The sequence below is a fragment of the Pedobacter sp. AC464 genome, from assembly GCF_979253075.1.
This window is the reverse complement of sequence record NZ_CEEDBV010000001.1, coordinates 1,822,816-1,839,466: the sequence shown is the minus strand read 5'-3', so window position 1 is coordinate 1,839,466 and position 16,651 is coordinate 1,822,816. Positions and strand designations below refer to the sequence as shown.

Here is a 16,651-nt window from a genome sequence, read left to right as displayed (position 1 = left end):
TTTTAACAGCCGACTATTTTTTGTTCTTTTCCTCAATCCATAGCGACATATACCGGGTGCTTTGTAAAGTATGGTGGTTCAGGATCTGACCCATAAAATTTTTACGGCGATGGGATTTTAAATCTAATTTTTCAATATCAGCAACAAATTTATCGGCGAAATTCGAGGAAGGGTAGCGTTCATTGATAATACGAATTCCATTTTTTTGTGCGTTATGCCAGGCTGATTTATCCTGATACAACATGACCGCTTTATCAACAAAAACCACGAAATCATCTTCAACAAACCCGTTCCACTCCAGATTACCTTTCATTGCTTCGGCACCAACCAGAGTTGTTACAGAGGGCGTACCAACTTGCATTGCATCGATAAACTTACCTTTTACGCCGGCGCCAAACTGAATGGGGGCGAGTAAAACCTTATGTTTCGAAATCGTTTCCTGTGCATTGATTGCTCTTCCTTTTACAAAAAATCTTTCCTGCCTGTTTTCCAGTTGCAACACTTTTTGCGATGCATAAGCCCCGTAAATATTCATATTCACGCCAGGCAATTTTTTCCTTAACAGTGGCCAGATTTTCGTTTTTAAAACTTGAACTGAATTCCAGTTAGGTTCGTGCAGGAAGTTACCAATAAAGATAAAATCGGCCCTGGCCTCAAATGGAAGCCAATTACTTATGTTTTCGGAACGAATTGCATTTTCTAAAAACGGAAGATAGTATAGCAGAGCAGGTTCGATATTGAAGGTTTCTTCCAGAATTTTGATTTCCACTTCAGAAATTATCAAAGATAGATCACATCTCAGAATTGCCGCCAGCTCCCTTTTAGCAGTATCAGAAAATAAATCTACCGGACTTTGTGTTTTATCACTTTGCTGCCGTGCGCTCCGGAGAAAATGTAAATCTTCTGTGTCTAAAATTCTAAGTGCCTCCGGACATTCCTGCTGCACCCGCCAGCCATACTGTTCTTCTACCATAAATCGATCGAAAAGGACGATTTCGGGATTCAGCGTTTTCAATAATAAATTGAAACTTTCATCATTTAGTTTTATTTGCTGTTCAATAACTTCAGTTTCAGAAAAATCATAACTGAAATCACTTTTAGAAGCCGCAGATGCGAACGTAATGTTGAAACCTTTGCGCAAAAACAAATCAACCAATTGGATCATCCTCGTCCCGGCTGCTGATGAAGTCGGTTCAGGCCATACTAATCCAATAATCAATATCTTTTTTGCACTCATATTTAACTGCAAAGTAAGTCGTTTTTTTTGTCTCCCGTATATCAAACGGAAAAGTTCTAAGTTCATCGCGTAAATCTTTCTGAAACACGCACCATATGTTAAATATTCTTAATTTTGCAGCTCAATCACAAAGACCCGAATGTTAGGATTAAAATTGTTAACAGACCCACGCTGGGCAAATATTGCAGAATCGAACCTAGCCGAAATCTTATCTGACCATGCATGGTGCGAACAAAAAGCAGCATCGAATGCCATTACCTTAATCACTCAAAATTCTGAACACCAGGATTTGGTAGATGAATTGACTGCAATTGCTATCGAAGAAATGCAGCATTTTCAAATGGTAATTGAAATTATTAAAGAACGTGGCTACACTTTGAGTCGGGAAAGGAAAGATGATTATGTGGGCCGGTTGGTAAAGTTTAGTAAAAAAGACGGTAGCAGAAATCAGGCCTTTATCGACAGACTTTTATTTGCCGCAATGATTGAAGCCAGAAGCTGTGAACGGTTTCGTGTATTATCTTTAAACATTAAAGATGAAAAGCTGGCTAAATTCTATCATGAACTTATGGTTTCTGAAGCAGGTCATTATACGACATTTTTAAATTTTGCCCGCAAATATAGTGTCGACGTAGATGTTGATAAGCGCTGGAAAGAATGGCTGGAATTTGAAGGTGAGTTAATTCAAAGTTTTGGCAAAAAAGAGGCAATACACGGTTAAAATTTATTGGTTTAAAGGTTAAGTTTATCTGCTGTAAGCCGAGTTTACGCGTTCCCGCTCAACTTTTTTCAATTCTTTCTTATGAATATTCCGTAACCAAATTACAATATCCTGATAGCTGTCGATGCCTTTCGGCTGATTATTTAGTTTTAAAAAACTGTCAAAAGCGGCATCCATATAACCGAACATATCACCATTATATTTTCTCCAGAATTCCTTTTCGGTTTTAAAATCAGCCAAAACCTTGGGTTCTATCTTCTCATAAAGTAGTTTGTAATCCTGCGGTGATTTCATTCTAATTTCAAACAAAATATACCTTAACATCTCATAATTAGCCGAGTATTGATAATTAACATCGGGCATATTACTTGCAGTTAAATAGCCTAAAAGATTCGCTTCATCTTCGTAAGATATCCCTAGTTGATGGGCGATTTCGTGGCAGGAAACGTAAGGCTTAACAAAATCTGGTAAAGCCATATTCATATTTGCTTCGCCGGTTAAAGGCGCATAATAGCCCTCTATGCCCGCTTTACTGGTTAGCCAATTGCTTGAAACAGGCTTTAGGCAAGGGTTTTTATAACGAAACAATGAATTTTTGTTTTTTAATAAATCGTACGCTTTCGAAGAGTTTCGCTCTAAATCGTTAATGGAATACGCCGGGATTTTGCTTTGCTTTGATTTTAAACTATTCGTTTTTTCCACAAAATAATCGCCCAGCAGAACCAATTCTTTTACACTATATTTTTCATCTCCAATGCCCAGTTCTTCGCTTACACTTGGCCGACTGTAATTTAGACCCCAGGCAATTTTGAAAAGAATGTAGAGCACTAAAAAAAAGTTTAAAACTTGCAGCGGAACTATAACGCGGTGTTTTCTATTTAAGGTTTTTCTCTTTCTAAAAAACCTGACAACTTTATAAATAACAAAGCCGATAAGCAATAGATAAACAAGATCGCCAATGGCAAAAGGGAAAATTGAGGAAACAAATCTAAGTGAAGAAGAAATATAAGGGTAAATACCGGTTGAATAATACGTTAAAACCAGTTTAGGAAACAGGCCGAAAACGAAAATCAGGATGGTTAAACTGATTGAAACCGAAATTCTTTTGTACACCGAATGCTTAAACAAACAATTATGGCCTTTTAAAGATTGGATTTCCATAAGTGTGAGCATGTCATCATCATGGGTTTTGTAAACAAGTGAGTATGTATCGTGTGATTTTGATTAATAAACAAATATAAAAAACTATCTGGCAAAAGTTAGCCGCTTTCCAATCTGGTCGGTAGTGAACCTGCCTTTTTGGTAGGCCAGGTTGCCCGACACAAAAGTATGTGTAACGCTCGCCTGAAAGGTATATCCATCAAAAGGGCTCCAGCCACATTTATAAAAGTTATTAAGTTTGGTTACTTTCCAGGAGTCTTTCAAATCAACCAAAACTAAATCGGCCCAAAAGCCCTCACGGATGAAACCACGTTTTTCAATATCGAAGCAGATGGCGAGGTTATGAGCAGTTTTTTCTACAATTTTTTCTAAGGATATTTTGCCTTGTAAGTGCATTTCCAGTAAAGCGGGCAAAGCATGTTGCACCAATGGTCCGCCTGATGGTGCTTGCGCATAGGGTTGGTTCTTTTCTTCCAAAGTATGTGGGGCATGGTCTGTGGCGATAACATCAATATTATCATTCAAAATGCCTTGAAGAATGCCATTTTGATCGTGTTCGGTCTTCACAGCAGGATTCCATTTAATAAAGTTGCCTTTTGTAGCATAGTCTTTATCATTAAACCACAGGTGATGGACGCAAGCTTCTGCCGTAATTTTTTTATCGGCTAATGGAATGCTGTTATCGAACAGTTCAATCTCTTTGGCTGTCGAAATATGTAAAATATGAAGTCGGGTTTGGTAGGCTTTAGCCAGTTCGACTGCAAGCGACGAAGATTTGTAACATGCTTCTGCACTGCGAATAAGCGGATGCATTTCTATGGTTAAGTCATCGCCGTATTTTGCCTTAAATTCTGCAAGGTTATGGCGAATTGTGGCTTCATCTTCGCAATGTGTAGCAACGAGAATTGGTGCTTTACTAAAAATATTTTCCAGGGTTTTCTCATTGTCTACCAACATGTTTCCTGTGGATGAACCCATAAAAACCTTTATGCCGCAGACATTTTTCGGGTCGGTTTTTAAAACTTCCTCAATATTATCATTGCTGGCACCCATGTAAAATGAATAATTAGCCAACGATGTTTCTGCAGCAATAGCATATTTATCGGCCAGTAAAGCCTGAGTTAATGTATTAGGAACCGTGTTTGGCATTTCCATGAACGAGGTAATCCCACCGGCAACAGCAGCCATACTTTCGGTAAAAATATCTGCCTTATGAGTTAAACCAGGCTCGCGAAAATGAACCTGGTCATCAATCATTCCAGGTAAAAGATATTGGCCCTCAGCATTAATTTCCGTTGCATCTTCAGCAGAAATGTTTTGACCGATTTTCTCAATAAATCCATTTTTAATTAACACATCTGCAACAAATTTTTGTCCTTCGTTTACAATTGTGGCGGCTTTTATCAGGTAAGAATTCATGGTTTCAAAGGTAGTAATTTAGTATTAAGTAGCGGCTATCGAGTATCATGTTTGGACGGATGGAGGATAGAAATTGAGTTTTTAACACTGTTTTGAGTTAAATAAACCTGATAGAGTGGAAATACTTTTTGCAGCAGTGCTGCGGCGAGCGAAACTGACAAAGACAAAAGATTGGAACGATAGCAGGGCTGCCCCAACCGAAGAATTACCTAAATTGCTTTTCGAAAGAAGATAAGCTGATATAAGTTGATCAACAGCAATCAGTTTTTAGTCTTGAGCTTTGGTTGTTAAGCTTTTAGCCTTTCGGCTTAAAAAACCTATCTTTGTGCGCTATGGCAAAATCGTTCGAAGAATTTAAATTAAACAGGCAAATTTTAAATGCAGTTGCCGATGCAGGTTATACCGTTGCCACGCCGATACAGGAGAAAGCAATTGCGCCTGTGTTATCAGGACAAGATATTTTCGGCATTGCCGAAACGGGAACAGGAAAAACTGCGGCCTTTGTTTTGCCAATTTTAATGCAGTTGAAGTACGCCCAGGGTGAAAATCCGCGGGCTTTAATTTTGTCGCCCACACGGGAGCTCGCCATGCAGATAGCGGAACAGGTAAAGTTGTTTTCTACTTACACGGATTTGCGTTCGCTTGTAATTTTTGGCGGCATCGGACCAAAAACCCAGAAAGAACAGATTGCCAAGGGCGTTGATATTTTGATTGCAACGCCCGGAAGATTTCTTGATTTGTACCTGGCTGGGGATATTAATACTCAAAGCTTGAAGTTTTTGGTTTTAGATGAAGCGGATAAGATGATGGACATGGGCTTTATTGGCTCTATACATCGGATTCTGGAAATTGTGCCACGCAAGCGCCAAAATTTACTTTTTTCTGCAACGATGAGCGATTTGGTACAGAAAATTGCTGGTGATTTTTTAAATAATCCACTTGTTATTGAAGCCTCGGCGCAGGCTACACCAGCTGCAAACGTAACGCAAACGCTGTATTACGTGCCGAATTTTAAGACAAAAATTAACCTGTTACAGCATCTTTTAAAAAATGATGAGGCGTTTAGCCGTCTGATAATTTTTTGTAAAACAAAAACAGTTTCCGATAATATTTTCAGCTTTATTGAACGCAGATATGGTGCAGAAAATGTTCGTGTGATACACGCGAATAAAGGTCAGAATACCAGAATTAACTCTATTAATAGCTTTAAGGAGGGCAATATTCGTGTATTGGTTGCAACAGATGTAGCGAGCAGAGGAATCGATGTGAGCGATGTAAGTCACGTAATTAACTTCGATGTGCCGATTATTATTGAAGATTATGTGCACAGAATTGGCCGTACAGGCAGGGCTTTTGCCAAAGGTGACGCGATTACTTTTGCCACGGATGCCGAAAAATATTATATCCGTAAAATTGAGAAGTTAATTCGTCAGTATATTCCTGTGGCCGAAATACCGGAGGGTGTTTATATAGATGAAACGCCGTACGAGGAACGCCAGTATATTGCCAAGGAAATTGATATGCAGAAACGCAAGGAAGATCCCGATTTTAAAGGTGCTTTCCACGAGAAAAAGCATGCTGCAGCAATTGAGAAAAAAGCGAGGGAAAAGGCAAAAGCGAAGGCAGGGAAGGAAGTTAAAAGTTTTAAGAAAGGTAAGCGTTTCGATAAGAAAAAGTAATGAAATTAAGGATTACGCCTTTGAATATTATTGGCGCTGCAGGTTTGGGACTTGCGGTTTTAAACATTTTAGCGCCGAAAAATAATGCACCAAGGCAAATAGATTTAAGCGGTTTCTACCTTGTTATTTTAGGGTGCTTAATTCTGGTTACTTTTATTACCGATTTGATTTTCCGTTTTACGTTAAAAGATTTGAAAAGAATCTGGATTGTCGAGTCCGTTTTTATCCTGATTACCTTAATCTTGATGGTAATATTACAAAAAATGACCTAAGTGGTGAAGAGATTATTTACTAAAATCAGCATCTTTGCATCCTTAAAATAATCGATAAATCTGTAAAGTCTTATCGTGGTATTCAATTTAAAAGAAATGAAAACAGCAGAAATAAAGTTAACAGTTGAGTTAGACGAGGGCAATAATCCAGATAATATCCTTTGGGAAAGTACCGATTCTGGCAATGCTGATAAGGTGCCCGCCAAAGCCATGTTTTTATCGGTTTGGGATCATAATTACAAAAATACGTTGAAGATAGACCTTTGGACCAAAGATATGCCTGTTGACGAAATGAAACGTTTTTTCTATGAAACTTTGCAGACCATGGGCGATAGCTTTCTGAAAGCTACGAACGAGACCTTGATCGTAGAAGATTTACGGGACTATTGTGCACATTTTGCTGAAAAGATGGGTATTGTTGAGGGACAATAATTGTTTTTATTAAATCATTAGTAAGGTTTTTTAGTTGCTACCTTCAGAAAAAATATAAAATAAGATGTTAATTCTAAATAAATTCAGGGCCTGGTTGGGTATTTTGTTATGCGTTGTTGCGAGTTTCTGCCCAATCTTGAAAGTGCCTATCAAGGGTAATTGGAATTTGTATCAATCTGATGCACGATTGTTCTTCATTACGTTTGCTATTCTTGGAGTCGCAGTTCTGTTCTTATTTATCAGAAAAGCAGGTGCATTCCGTTTCATGAGCTTTGTAATGGCTATCTGGTATGTTTTAGCAGTGATTGCAGTTTATTTTACTGCGAATAATTACACTAAATATGGTTTCGCAAATAAATTAATAGGAAAGGTGGTTCATTTCCAATGGGGATGGATTGTGCTTTTGGTTGGTGTTATTTTTATGCTATTTAGCACAAGCCGGAGCGGAAAGATCACTAGTCAAACCATTACCCCTTAAATTGGGCAGTTAGTTTACTTACTTCATATCCTTTTTCCCTGCAACGGGCAACAATCTCATCATGTGTTTTCTTCGCCATTGTTTGATTGCGACTCATGATGAATAAGAACTTCCGATCTGGGTGCCCCACTACAACATAAGAATAGTCGTCAGCAAGCTCAATAATCCAATAATCTACTTTTATTGGCCAAACAAATTGCGCCTGTAGTTCCCCACTTCTTCCTTCATCTGAAGGAAAAATTTTAGAGCTTCTGGAGTAGACTTTTTCGTCTCCAGGCTTTTTGTAAGTTGTAATTACGTTATAATATCCCTCTTTATTAAGCGTGTATTTTGTCGTAGTTTCCCTACTTCCCTTATCGAAAATTGTTGGAATTGAATATAACGAATACCATGTTCCTGAGTATTTTTTAAGGTCAAGCTTAGCCACAGGAGTATTCTTTTCCATTGGAAGATAGCTTAGCATAATCAACAGGACTGCATAAATCGTTTTCATAACAACAATAGGTTTGAGGTTATTTACGCATTATCAATTGAATTGGTTTTTAAAAAACTCGCTAATGATATTCCGAAAAATTGTTTCTTTCAAAGGTTTTTGCTTTCGGCAAGTTGTCGTACTTGGAAGATGCTTGTTTCCATATTTTGCAGAAATGACTTAGTCTGCTATAAAATGGTCATTAATTTCATCTTCCAATGGGATATAAATTCTTTCCCATTCATTGCCGTCAATAATTTCCCAGGTGTGGCCTTCGCCTTGAGTATCATTTGCAATCAAAATTATTCCGGGCTCTATGATGAAGGTTTTACCGCTTGTAACTCTAAATTTTAACCTTCCTTTTGTTGTAATTACATACTGCTTCCTGGGTGCAGGGTGCGGGGTATTGTGCAACGAAACATCTGTTTGTGCGAAAAAATAATTTGCGTTGATGTGTTGTCTGGCAGGAATTCGTCCAACCTCAAAATCACATCTGTTACCGTCGACATTTATTAAGCGGATCGCTTTTAAGTAGGTTGGGGTATCGGCTTTTTCTGAAGTAGTATTCATGTTAAAATTTTATTTCCGTTTGTCCTTTTTGAGAAACTTCTCTTTCATGCTGCAATAACCATTGCTTGCGCCACAAACCGCCAGCATAACCAACAAGTTTTCCATTGCTACCAATAACCCGGTGACAAGGAATGGCTATGGCCACGTTATTTTTTCCATTGGCCGCTGCAATTGCTCTGATGGCTAATGGATGGTGCGCAGAAAATTTAGCGTAAGATAGCGTTATGCCATATGGGATAGTGAGTAAATTTTGCCAAACGCCTTGTTGAAACGCAGTTCCTTTTTGTTTAATCGGGAAGTCGAAGGTTTTTAAGTTGCCGTTGAAGTAGTCCGCCAATTGTTTAGCTACCTTTTTCGTTAGACTGTTTTCTACTAATCCTTCGATGTTTTGTTTAGCAAAAGTGACCGCATGCACGAAATCATCATCTGCAAGGATGGTTATTTTTCCAATTGGAGAATTTATGAACGATGCGTATTCCATTTTTTTTTCTGCCACAGAAGCAAAGATTTACGAATGTACCGGAATTTTTTTTGACAAGTTAAATCATCATTGCTCTGAGTCTTCTGTGTTTCTGTGGCTAATTATTCTATTTAAGTTAAAATTGGTGCATTAATTTTTGCCACAGAAGCACAGAATTCACCGAACATGGCGGCATATTGTTTTGTTAGTGAAATCATCTTCGCTCTGCGTCTTCTGTGTTTCTGTGGCTAATTATTTTATTTAAGTTAAAGTTGGTGCATTAATTTTTGCCACAGAAGCACAGAATTCACCGAATATGGCGGCATATTTTTTTGTTAGTGAAATCATCTTCGCTCTGAGTCTTCTGTGTTTCTGTGGCTAACTATTTTATTTAAGTTAAAATTGGTGCATTAATCTTTGCCACAGAAGCACAGAATTCACCGAATATGGCGGCGTATTTTTTTTGTTAGTTAAATCTTCTGCACTCTGAGTCTTCTGGGTTTCTGTGGCTAATTTCTCTATGTTAACGCTTAACATTATTACAACAATCCAACAATTTTAACTTATAATATTTATCAATAAAAGTATCTTTGCGTTTATGCAATTGGCCAAAGAGGTTAAATATTTAATCCACAAAGAAGTACTATTGGAGTGGCGCTCAAAATATACCATCAACGGTGTGTTGCTCTATGTCGTTTCAACTATTTTTACTTGCTATTTATCTTTTGTAATTCTCAGCGAGAAAGAGAGATTGATCTGGAATGCGCTTTTTTGGATTATTATGCTCTTTGCATCAATCAATGGGGTCTCGAAAAGTTTTCTTCAGGAGAGTAGAGGACAGCAACTGTACAGCTATTTGTTAGCTAGCCCTGGTGCAGTACTTATATCAAAAACAATTTATAACACGATGCTGATGCTGGTGCTTACTACCGTGGCTTTGGGCTTCTATATGCTAGTATTTAATGATTACACACCACCTGATTTACTCCTCTATTACGTAGCTGTGGTACTCGGAAGCATCAGCTTTTCAACGGTTTTTACAATGGTTTCGGCAATAGCAAGCAAAGCTGGAAATGGGGGCATGCTCATGGCGATCTTAAGTTTTCCAATCATTATTCCTGTACTAATATTGCTTATAAAGCTTGCGAAAAACGCTGTTGATGGCTTGCCATGGGAAAATAGTTATGATGAAATCGCGATGCTTTTGGTTGTGAATGTGCTTACGGTAGCAACCTCGTTATTGTTATTTCCTTATCTTTGGCGTGATTAAAGTTGATAAGCAATTAGAAAATGAAGGACTGGTTGAAAGTTATCTCTTTTAAAAAATGTTGAATCAGAAATAGTGAATTGAGGGATTGTAGTGTCAATCATTCAGTAGTCACTCATTAAAAATTATAGATGTATGAATAAAACTTGGTGGAAAATTTTGGGTTCTGTATTGGTTATTTACACCGCTATTGCCGGCTTATTACTTGGCGTACCTCGTTTGCCTATTTTAAATGAATCAATCAGGAACCTTTACTTTCATGTACCAATGTGGTTTGCAATGATTGTGTTGTTTTCAATCTCTGTTTTTTACAGCATAAAATCTTTAAGCTCCAAAAGCGAAGTAGATGATATCAAAGCTGTTGAAAGCGTAAATGCAGGAATTATTTTCGGCCTTTTGGGTTTGGTAACCGGCGCCATTTGGGCCAAATATACCTGGGGCCAGTTTTGGAGTTTTGACCCAAAACAAAATTTTGCAGCCATCTCCGTCCTTCTGTATTTTGCTTATTTAATTCTTCGCAATGCGATAGATGAGGAGCAAAAAAGAGCTAAAATTTCTGCCATCTACAACATTTTTGCTTTCCCAATGATGGTTGTTTTACTTTTCGTTTTACCGCGGTTAAAAGATTCCCTACACCCGGGAAACGGTGGTAACCCCGGTTTTAACAGTTATGACTTAGATAGCCGTATGCGCATGGTTTTTTATCCTGCTTGCCTCGGCTGGATACTAATTGGCTACTGGGTGTACACAATTCGTTTCAGACTTCGTTCGCTGGAAAATAAACAGCAAATGAATTAGCTTGATAACTAAAATAAGAGAACAAAAAAATAATTGCTGAACATTCATTACCAAAATTCCAAAACACAAATGAAAAAGATATTGTTTTCCCTAATATTTACGCTTTTTACTGTCCAGTTATTTGCCCAGGATAATGGTGTAGAAATGGCAGATAAATTGCGCAGCGATGGTAAAATTTACGTAGTTGTAACCTGTATTGTTATCATTCTTGTTGGTTTGCTGGCTTACCTGTTCTCAATCGATAAAAGATTAAAAAAAATCGAAAGAGAAAACTTACCTAAAAACTAAGTTTAAACAATTTAAAGCTATTTTTTGCGCTTGATAAGATTGGTGTCGGGTTTACACTAAGTGTTTTTTCATTTGGATATATGCGTTTTTTTTAGGCAATTTTGCGGCATACTTAATTCATAAAAATAAAAAATGGCTAATCTAGCAGACGAGAACAAGTTTTTTGCTGATGTATGCAAGAACTTTGACAGTGCGGCTCAATTCACCAATCATCCTGAAGGTTTATTGAACCAGATTAAAGCGTGTAATAGTGTTTATCGTTTCCAATTCCCAATTCGTCGTGGAAACGGTTTTGAAGTAATTGATGCCTGGCGTGTTGAACACTCGCATCACATGAGCCCAACAAAAGGCGGTATCCGCTACAGCGAAATGGTTAATGAAGATGAAGTTATGGCGCTTGCAGCCTTAATGACATACAAATGTGCTATTGTGAACGTTCCTTTCGGCGGCGCCAAAGGGGGTATCAAAATAAATACTAAACAATACAGTGTTGCCGAGCTAGAAACCATCACCCGTCGCTACACTACAGAATTAATTAAGAAAAATTTTATCGGTCCCGGTATAGACGTTCCTGCACCAGATTATGGTTCTGGAGAACGCGAAATGAGTTGGATAGCAGATACTTACATGACTATGAATCCGGGTCAACTGGATGCTTTAGGTTGCGTAACCGGAAAGCCAATTGCTTTACACGGTATCCGTGGGCGGAAGGAAGCTACGGGTCGTGGTGTGGCTTATGCAGTTCGCGAATGTGTGGATGTTGCTGAAGATATGGCTAAAATCGGTTTTAAAGCTGGTTTGGGCGATAAAAGAGTTATTGTTCAGGGTTTGGGAAATGTGGGCTACCATTCAGCTAAATTTTTAGCCGAATTTGGCGCTACAATTGTTGGTTTGTGCGAATTCGAAGGTGCAATCTACAATCCTAATGGCTTAAATGTCGATGAAGTTTTTGCACACCGTAAAAACACCGGTTCAATTTTAGGTTTTCCTGGTGCAACCGATTTTAAAAATTCGATGGACGGTTTGGAGCAAGATTGCGACATTCTTGTACCTGCGGCATTGGAAAATCAGTTTACAGAGCATAACATTCGCAACGTTAAGGCGAAAATTATTGCCGAAGGCGCAAACGGACCAACGACTCCGGAAGCAGAGGCAATTTTTACAGAAATGGGTGGTATCATCATTCCAGATATGTATTGCAACGCAGGTGGTGTTACCGTTTCTTACTTCGAGTGGTTAAAAAACCTTTCTCATGTGGCTTTTGGCCGTATGGAAAACCGTTACGCAGCTAATTCAAACGCCAACCTAATTAATACTTTAGAAAACTTAACGGGCAAAACGATACTTCCTGAGCATCGTTTAATGATTGTTAAAGGCGCATCGGAAATCGAATTGGTAAACTCTGGTTTGGAAGATACCATGATCCATTCTTACCACGAAATCCGCGAGACTTTGGTGAACAAGCCTGCAACAAAAACTTTAAGAACTGCAGCTTTTGTCAATTCAATCGATAAAATTGCGGTTTCTTACATGAATTTGGGCGTTTGGCCTTAATAAGAAAGAGTACAGACAGGAGGAAGGTCTAAGGCTCATTCCCTCGATATATTTAAAAAAAACCTTGCAGATGTAAATTTGCAAGGGTTTTTTATTTTGGAAATGTGCGGTTTAATGTTTTTAGGGTAGGGTTGGTCCCGCTTTCGTTCCAATCTTTTGCGAATGTCAGTGTGAGCCTGATGAAGACCTTGCAACAAAAGTATTTCCACATTAATCGGGTTTAGATACAAAAGTATGTCCGGGAAGGTTGCGCAACAAGTCATCCTTCAGAAAGAAGTGGAGAAAGCTTTTAAAAAATTAAGATTGAGATTTTCTCACGAATGTTCGGGATTTCTTTCCAGGTGAAATGAGGATTGATATCAAAACCCTTTCAATAATTGATACAGCGAATTGATATCCTTATTAACGAATACTAATTTGCCATCAACTTTAATTTTGCCATTTTCTTGTTTGTTTCCTTTAACCTCCAGCAATGCTAAATTCTTTGTATAACGAGTTAACAGAGGTTGATTTATTTGCTTATTCAGTTTTAAAAAATTAACCTTCAAAGCGAAAAAATCATTTGATGATTCAGTAGAAGCTCCAACTTTATTACCCTTGCTTGTGCTTAAAACCAGTCGTTCATTATCTTCGCCAACAAATACGTTATATAGCGGAAATACCGATTTGTTAACGATACCGCTATCTAAATTGATGATACTCCTGCTACTCAAATATTTCTTTAAACCAATGGCATCTGCTGAAATATTTAAAACCAAATTCGGTACATCTCTTTTTTGCAGTGTTACTTTCTCAACCTTCTCAAAATCATCATTGTAGTCATAAGTAATTATCGAGTCGATTTGTTGAGTGGTGTTTACCCATTCGAAATCGAGATATCTTTGGTAATATTTGGCGATGCTATCTCGTTCCAAGCTAGTGTTTTTAAGCTTTAAAGTTTGCTTAGCTGTTGTTGTAAAATCTGCATTTACCCAAAAACTAATAGCACTTTCGTTGTTAAACTTTCTGTAGACTGGTTTTGCGGCAGGAATTATACTTTTAGAAACAAACTCGTCAGTAAAGTTTATTGTTCCCTTACCAAAATTCAAGGTGCCAAAGTGCTCGCCATCTGCAAAAGCAACATGTTCGGTTGAGTTCTTAACCAAATCGAAATTGCTCTTGCCAACTTCAATAAAATCTTTTTGATTTAAGTTCTTGTTTAATATCGGCTCGAAATTAATTACCTCAGTGGAAATTGCAATCGCTGCATATTTTGTATTATAATAAACTGCAACATTTCCTGTTTTTGATTTTGAATAATTTCCGTTTTTTCCGCTTTTAACTACTTGCAATTTAAGGGTACTCAATAGAAAATGTTCAAAATGATCTAGCTCCTTAATTTCAAACCTCGAAAAAAAAGCCGTTTTTGGTTGATTTTTAAGGGTATACAAATAAATACTTGCAGGAATTTTTAATCCATGGTCAAAATCTTCAAACTTCGGTTTAGTGCTTTTATTTGTGTCCGATTTGAAATAATAGCCAGGGTTTGAAATTAAGTTAGCCGCAATACTTTTGTAAATCTCATCAACGTTAAGCTTTACCAAAGAAGTAGCGTTTTTAGGGATGGAAACTCCATTGGCTTTATACTGCCTGTACTTGAATGTGCCCAGAAAAAAAATAAGCAGTGATAAAATTATCACTACTGTTATTTTTAAAAGTTTCTTCATGAGACTATTTTAAGTTGATTTTGCCACAAGAAACACGAGGTAACACCGAAAAACTCAGCACTTATTCTGCGGTTTTGGTGGCGGGTGTTATTTCGATGCATTCTCAATTAAAGAAAACAAATATTTTAAGGCATTTTCATGGCCGTTTGGTATTTCTGCACTTATATCAGCTGAAACAACATTGCCTTTTATCGGGTTTGATTTCATGTAAACATTCCCCATTTTACCCAACGTTTCGTTGAATTTCTTAGCCGTTTCTTCCCCACCAATTTCTTCTGTAGGAACTTTGCCCACCAAATTGTTGGCGTTAAATAAGAAGCTAAAATTGTTTTTGGCTAATAAGGTTTTATGTGCTTTTGTTATTGCCGGTTTAAAAGTGTTATCATTAATGCTTTCCATTTCGGCGATGGAATTGCCGAAAAATACGATTCCATCTTTTATCATAAAGTAAATATCAACCGGACTTTTCTTCTCTTCAATTTTATAGATGTTATTCTTTAGAGATACATAATTTTTATGCATACCATATTTAATCAGCTTGTTCATCAGGCGGTTATCTTCTGATGAAAACATGAACAAGAAATCTGGCAAGGTTTCTTTTTTTGTTTTAGTTACTTCTTTTTGATTGTAATCGTCGTCATATTCGTAAGTGGTGTAGGTTACATCTTTTGTATTTAAACCGTTAATTACAAACAATGCATCGCCTTTTACAACTTCACTTACAGCCTCCTCATCTAATAAAAGTGAAAATAAGTCAGTTCCTAACTCAATTTCTTCCTCCATATTCCGACCTAGAAAAGCTCCGTAAGTCTGTTTCATTAACTTAGGGAATTCCTCCAGATAGGCTTTTGTATCGATAGAATAACCCATAAAGCCAATTGCTTTTTCGCTATTTACATATTTCAGGAATTTTTTGTTCATCTTCCTGTCCATAATTTTTTTGTAAGCATCTGCCTGGTCTTTCGCCAACGTTAAACCTGTCGAAATCCTGAAGCTCTTATCATCCATAAAAAGCTTGGCGCTTAAACTACCGTAACCCTGCATTAAACCGGTTTTTCCGTACGTGCCAAACTCGGGCGCAACCGAATTGTACACATCCTGTAAGCTCGCAACCCAAAGCTCGGCAATTGCCTTATTATCCAAACTGGCCGAATAAGACTTATTGCTCTCAATCGATTCGTAACTGGAATTAAAAATTTTATCTGCCTGAGCCGTCATCCATACAAAAGCAAGCTGTTTTTTCTTGGCATCTTGTTCAGCTCTCTCTTTTTGATACTCATCGTACTGCTCGTCGCCATATGGATTCTGTGAGGCCATCATCGCACTATCAACCGGAATTTCCTGCACTATCGGTTCGTCAATTACTTTAACCTTGGGTGCTTTAACGGTCTTTGAAACACCTTTTTTACCTTTCGAATTTTTGACTTTCTTTCTAACCTTAGTCGTTTTCTTCTTGGAAGATTGTTTTATTGCTGCCTTTTTTTGAGCTTGTTCTTTCTGAATGATGGGCGGCGGAACATCGGTAGCCTCAACAAGTACAGGCTCGGCTGTTGTTGCATAAGTTGAATCGACGGTAACCATTGCGCTGTCTGTTAAATCATCATAGCTATTCTGATAACGAATATCTTTTATACCATATCGTGCAGATTTTGCGGAATCAGCGAAAAACGAACTTTTTATGCTGCCGGTAACAAAATACATCATGCTGTTGTTCCACTTAATAATGCTTGTACTGTCGGGCAGGATCATGGTTCTTACATCGCCATCTTTTTTTATCTTTTTATCTTTATCGTTTATCAGGTTTTCAAATTTTGTAGCGTCTTTGAGCGGAATAAGAAAACAGTTGTAGCTAATACTATCCGTTAACTGATTAAAGTAGTACATGTTTTTTTCGAGATTAATCCCAAAATCTTCAATACTTGAAAACGTTTTATCAAGTGATTTAGACGTTTCTGTGAGTAGTTTTTTTCCTACAAACGACTCGTTAAAGTCTTTCAGAAACATCAGTTTAAATACATTGTCGCCTTTAATTGTGGCAACTGTAAAGGCATTAGCCGGAATTTTCTTCACTAAATCCTGAGCGTAATTTAGCTTGGTTAATAATAGGAGGGCGGCGGCAAGTAGAACTTTTTTCATT

17 protein-coding genes are annotated in these 16,651 nt (G+C 37.6%); 9 read left to right on the top strand and 8 right to left on the bottom strand.

Annotated features, from left to right (window positions below; genetic code table 11):
- Window positions 1-13: 13 nt before the first annotated feature.
- Entirely contained in the window at window positions 14-1,237 is a 1,224-nt protein-coding gene (locus tag AC0IWT_RS07870; protein WP_471796724.1) for a glycosyltransferase, read from the bottom strand.
- 139 nt (window positions 1,238-1,376) lie between these two features.
- On the opposite strand from AC0IWT_RS07870, the gene AC0IWT_RS07865 reads away from it, so the two are divergent.
- Window positions 1,377-1,958, top strand: coding sequence for a MiaE family protein (locus AC0IWT_RS07865; RefSeq protein WP_471796723.1), 582 nt, complete (start codon window positions 1,377-1,379; stop codon window positions 1,956-1,958).
- 24 nt (window positions 1,959-1,982) lie between these two features.
- Here AC0IWT_RS07865 and AC0IWT_RS07860 read toward each other — a convergent pair whose 3' ends face one another.
- Both AC0IWT_RS07860 and AC0IWT_RS07855 read right to left on the bottom strand, forming a co-directional pair.
- Entirely contained in the window at window positions 1,983-3,131 is a 1,149-nt protein-coding gene (locus tag AC0IWT_RS07860; RefSeq protein ID WP_471796722.1) for a DUF3810 domain-containing protein, read from the bottom strand.
- A gap of 72 nt (window positions 3,132-3,203) precedes the next feature.
- Window positions 3,204-4,538, bottom strand: coding sequence for a dihydroorotase (locus AC0IWT_RS07855; protein ID WP_471796721.1), 1,335 nt, complete (start codon window positions 4,536-4,538; stop codon window positions 3,204-3,206).
- A gap of 332 nt (window positions 4,539-4,870) precedes the next feature.
- Here AC0IWT_RS07855 and AC0IWT_RS07850 point away from each other — a divergent pair, with 332 nt between their 5' ends.
- From AC0IWT_RS07850 to AC0IWT_RS07835, 4 genes are all read left to right on the top strand, one after another.
- Complete coding sequence (locus tag AC0IWT_RS07850) at window positions 4,871-6,217, top strand: DEAD/DEAH box helicase (RefSeq protein ID WP_471796720.1); 1,347 nt, start codon at window positions 4,871-4,873, stop codon at window positions 6,215-6,217.
- Window positions 6,217-6,489, top strand: coding sequence for a hypothetical protein (locus AC0IWT_RS07845; protein ID WP_471796719.1), 273 nt, complete (start codon window positions 6,217-6,219; stop codon window positions 6,487-6,489). Before AC0IWT_RS07850 ends, AC0IWT_RS07845 begins: the two co-directional genes overlap by 1 nt.
- A gap of 96 nt (window positions 6,490-6,585) precedes the next feature.
- Window positions 6,586-6,921: a gliding motility protein GldC gene (gldC, locus tag AC0IWT_RS07840; protein WP_056871223.1), complete on the top strand. Its 336-nt coding sequence runs from the start codon at window positions 6,586-6,588 to the stop codon at window positions 6,919-6,921.
- A 64-nt stretch (window positions 6,922-6,985) separates the two neighbouring features.
- A complete protein-coding gene (locus tag AC0IWT_RS07835; RefSeq protein WP_056871222.1) occupies window positions 6,986-7,399 on the top strand; it encodes a hypothetical protein in 414 nt (137 codons plus the stop codon).
- Here the strand turns inward: AC0IWT_RS07835 and AC0IWT_RS07830 are convergent.
- From AC0IWT_RS07830 to AC0IWT_RS07820, 3 genes are all read right to left on the bottom strand, one after another.
- Window positions 7,389-7,844: a lipocalin family protein gene (locus AC0IWT_RS07830; RefSeq protein ID WP_471796718.1), complete on the bottom strand. Its 456-nt coding sequence runs from the start codon at window positions 7,842-7,844 to the stop codon at window positions 7,389-7,391. The two genes, AC0IWT_RS07835 and AC0IWT_RS07830, sit on opposite strands and share 11 nt — an antisense overlap.
- 207 nt (window positions 7,845-8,051) lie before the next feature.
- Window positions 8,052-8,441, bottom strand: a complete 390-nt coding sequence (locus tag AC0IWT_RS07825) for a cupin domain-containing protein (RefSeq protein ID WP_471796717.1) — start codon at window positions 8,439-8,441, stop codon at window positions 8,052-8,054.
- Between the two features lies 1 nt (window position 8,442).
- Complete coding sequence (locus tag AC0IWT_RS07820; RefSeq protein WP_471796716.1) at window positions 8,443-8,937, bottom strand: methylated-DNA--[protein]-cysteine S-methyltransferase; 495 nt, start codon at window positions 8,935-8,937, stop codon at window positions 8,443-8,445.
- A 562-nt stretch (window positions 8,938-9,499) separates the two neighbouring features.
- Here AC0IWT_RS07820 and AC0IWT_RS07815 point away from each other — a divergent pair.
- From AC0IWT_RS07815 to AC0IWT_RS07800, 4 genes are all read left to right on the top strand, one after another.
- Complete coding sequence (locus AC0IWT_RS07815) at window positions 9,500-10,171, top strand: heme exporter protein CcmB (protein ID WP_056871219.1); 672 nt, start codon at window positions 9,500-9,502, stop codon at window positions 10,169-10,171.
- Between the two features lie 132 nt (window positions 10,172-10,303).
- A complete protein-coding gene (ccsA, locus tag AC0IWT_RS07810; RefSeq protein ID WP_056871218.1) occupies window positions 10,304-10,966 on the top strand; it encodes a cytochrome c biogenesis protein CcsA in 663 nt (220 codons plus the stop codon).
- A gap of 69 nt (window positions 10,967-11,035) precedes the next feature.
- Complete coding sequence (locus AC0IWT_RS07805) at window positions 11,036-11,254, top strand: CcmD family protein (protein WP_056871217.1); 219 nt, start codon at window positions 11,036-11,038, stop codon at window positions 11,252-11,254.
- Between the two features lie 132 nt (window positions 11,255-11,386).
- Window positions 11,387-12,808, top strand: coding sequence for a Glu/Leu/Phe/Val family dehydrogenase (locus AC0IWT_RS07800; RefSeq protein WP_056871216.1), 1,422 nt, complete (start codon window positions 11,387-11,389; stop codon window positions 12,806-12,808).
- 359 nt (window positions 12,809-13,167) lie between these two features.
- Here the strand turns inward: AC0IWT_RS07800 and AC0IWT_RS07795 are convergent, their stop codons facing one another.
- Window positions 13,168-14,514, bottom strand: coding sequence for a hypothetical protein (locus tag AC0IWT_RS07795; RefSeq protein ID WP_471796715.1), 1,347 nt, complete (start codon window positions 14,512-14,514; stop codon window positions 13,168-13,170).
- Between the two features lie 87 nt (window positions 14,515-14,601).
- Window positions 14,602-16,650 (bottom strand): hypothetical protein, encoded by a 2,049-nt coding sequence (locus AC0IWT_RS07790; RefSeq protein WP_471796714.1) that lies wholly within the window; start codon window positions 16,648-16,650, stop codon window positions 14,602-14,604.
- Window position 16,651: the final 1 nt, after the last annotated feature.

Bases quoted from the DNA above. Each gene is read 5' to 3' on its own strand.
- AC0IWT_RS07815 (WP_056871219.1), top strand. From the start codon at position 9,500: ATGCAATTGGCCAAAGAGGTTAAATATTTAATCCACAAAGAAGTACTA.
- AC0IWT_RS07795 (WP_471796715.1), bottom strand. From the start codon at position 14,514: ATGAAGAAACTTTTAAAAATAACAGTAGTGATAATTTTATCACTGCTT.
- AC0IWT_RS07860 (WP_471796722.1), bottom strand. From the start codon at position 3,131: ATGCTCACACTTATGGAAATCCAATCTTTAAAAGGCCATAATTGTTTG.
- AC0IWT_RS07805 (WP_056871217.1), top strand. From the start codon at position 11,036: ATGAAAAAGATATTGTTTTCCCTAATATTTACGCTTTTTACTGTCCAG.
- AC0IWT_RS07855 (WP_471796721.1), bottom strand. From the start codon at position 4,538: ATGAATTCTTACCTGATAAAAGCCGCCACAATTGTAAACGAAGGACAA.
- AC0IWT_RS07865 (WP_471796723.1), top strand. From the start codon at position 1,377: ATGTTAGGATTAAAATTGTTAACAGACCCACGCTGGGCAAATATTGCA.
- AC0IWT_RS07835 (WP_056871222.1), top strand. From the start codon at position 6,986: ATGTTAATTCTAAATAAATTCAGGGCCTGGTTGGGTATTTTGTTATGC.
- AC0IWT_RS07830 (WP_471796718.1), bottom strand. From the start codon at position 7,844: ATGGAAAAGAATACTCCTGTGGCTAAGCTTGACCTTAAAAAATACTCA.
- gldC (WP_056871223.1), top strand. From the start codon at position 6,586: ATGAAAACAGCAGAAATAAAGTTAACAGTTGAGTTAGACGAGGGCAAT.
- ccsA (WP_056871218.1), top strand. From the start codon at position 10,304: ATGAATAAAACTTGGTGGAAAATTTTGGGTTCTGTATTGGTTATTTAC.
- AC0IWT_RS07790 (WP_471796714.1), bottom strand. From the start codon at position 16,650: ATGAAAAAAGTTCTACTTGCCGCCGCCCTCCTATTATTAACCAAGCTA.
- AC0IWT_RS07845 (WP_471796719.1), top strand. From the start codon at position 6,217: ATGAAATTAAGGATTACGCCTTTGAATATTATTGGCGCTGCAGGTTTG.
- AC0IWT_RS07870 (WP_471796724.1), bottom strand. From the start codon at position 1,237: ATGAGTGCAAAAAAGATATTGATTATTGGATTAGTATGGCCTGAACCG.
- AC0IWT_RS07825 (WP_471796717.1), bottom strand. From the start codon at position 8,441: ATGAATACTACTTCAGAAAAAGCCGATACCCCAACCTACTTAAAAGCG.
- AC0IWT_RS07800 (WP_056871216.1), top strand. From the start codon at position 11,387: ATGGCTAATCTAGCAGACGAGAACAAGTTTTTTGCTGATGTATGCAAG.
- AC0IWT_RS07850 (WP_471796720.1), top strand. From the start codon at position 4,871: ATGGCAAAATCGTTCGAAGAATTTAAATTAAACAGGCAAATTTTAAAT.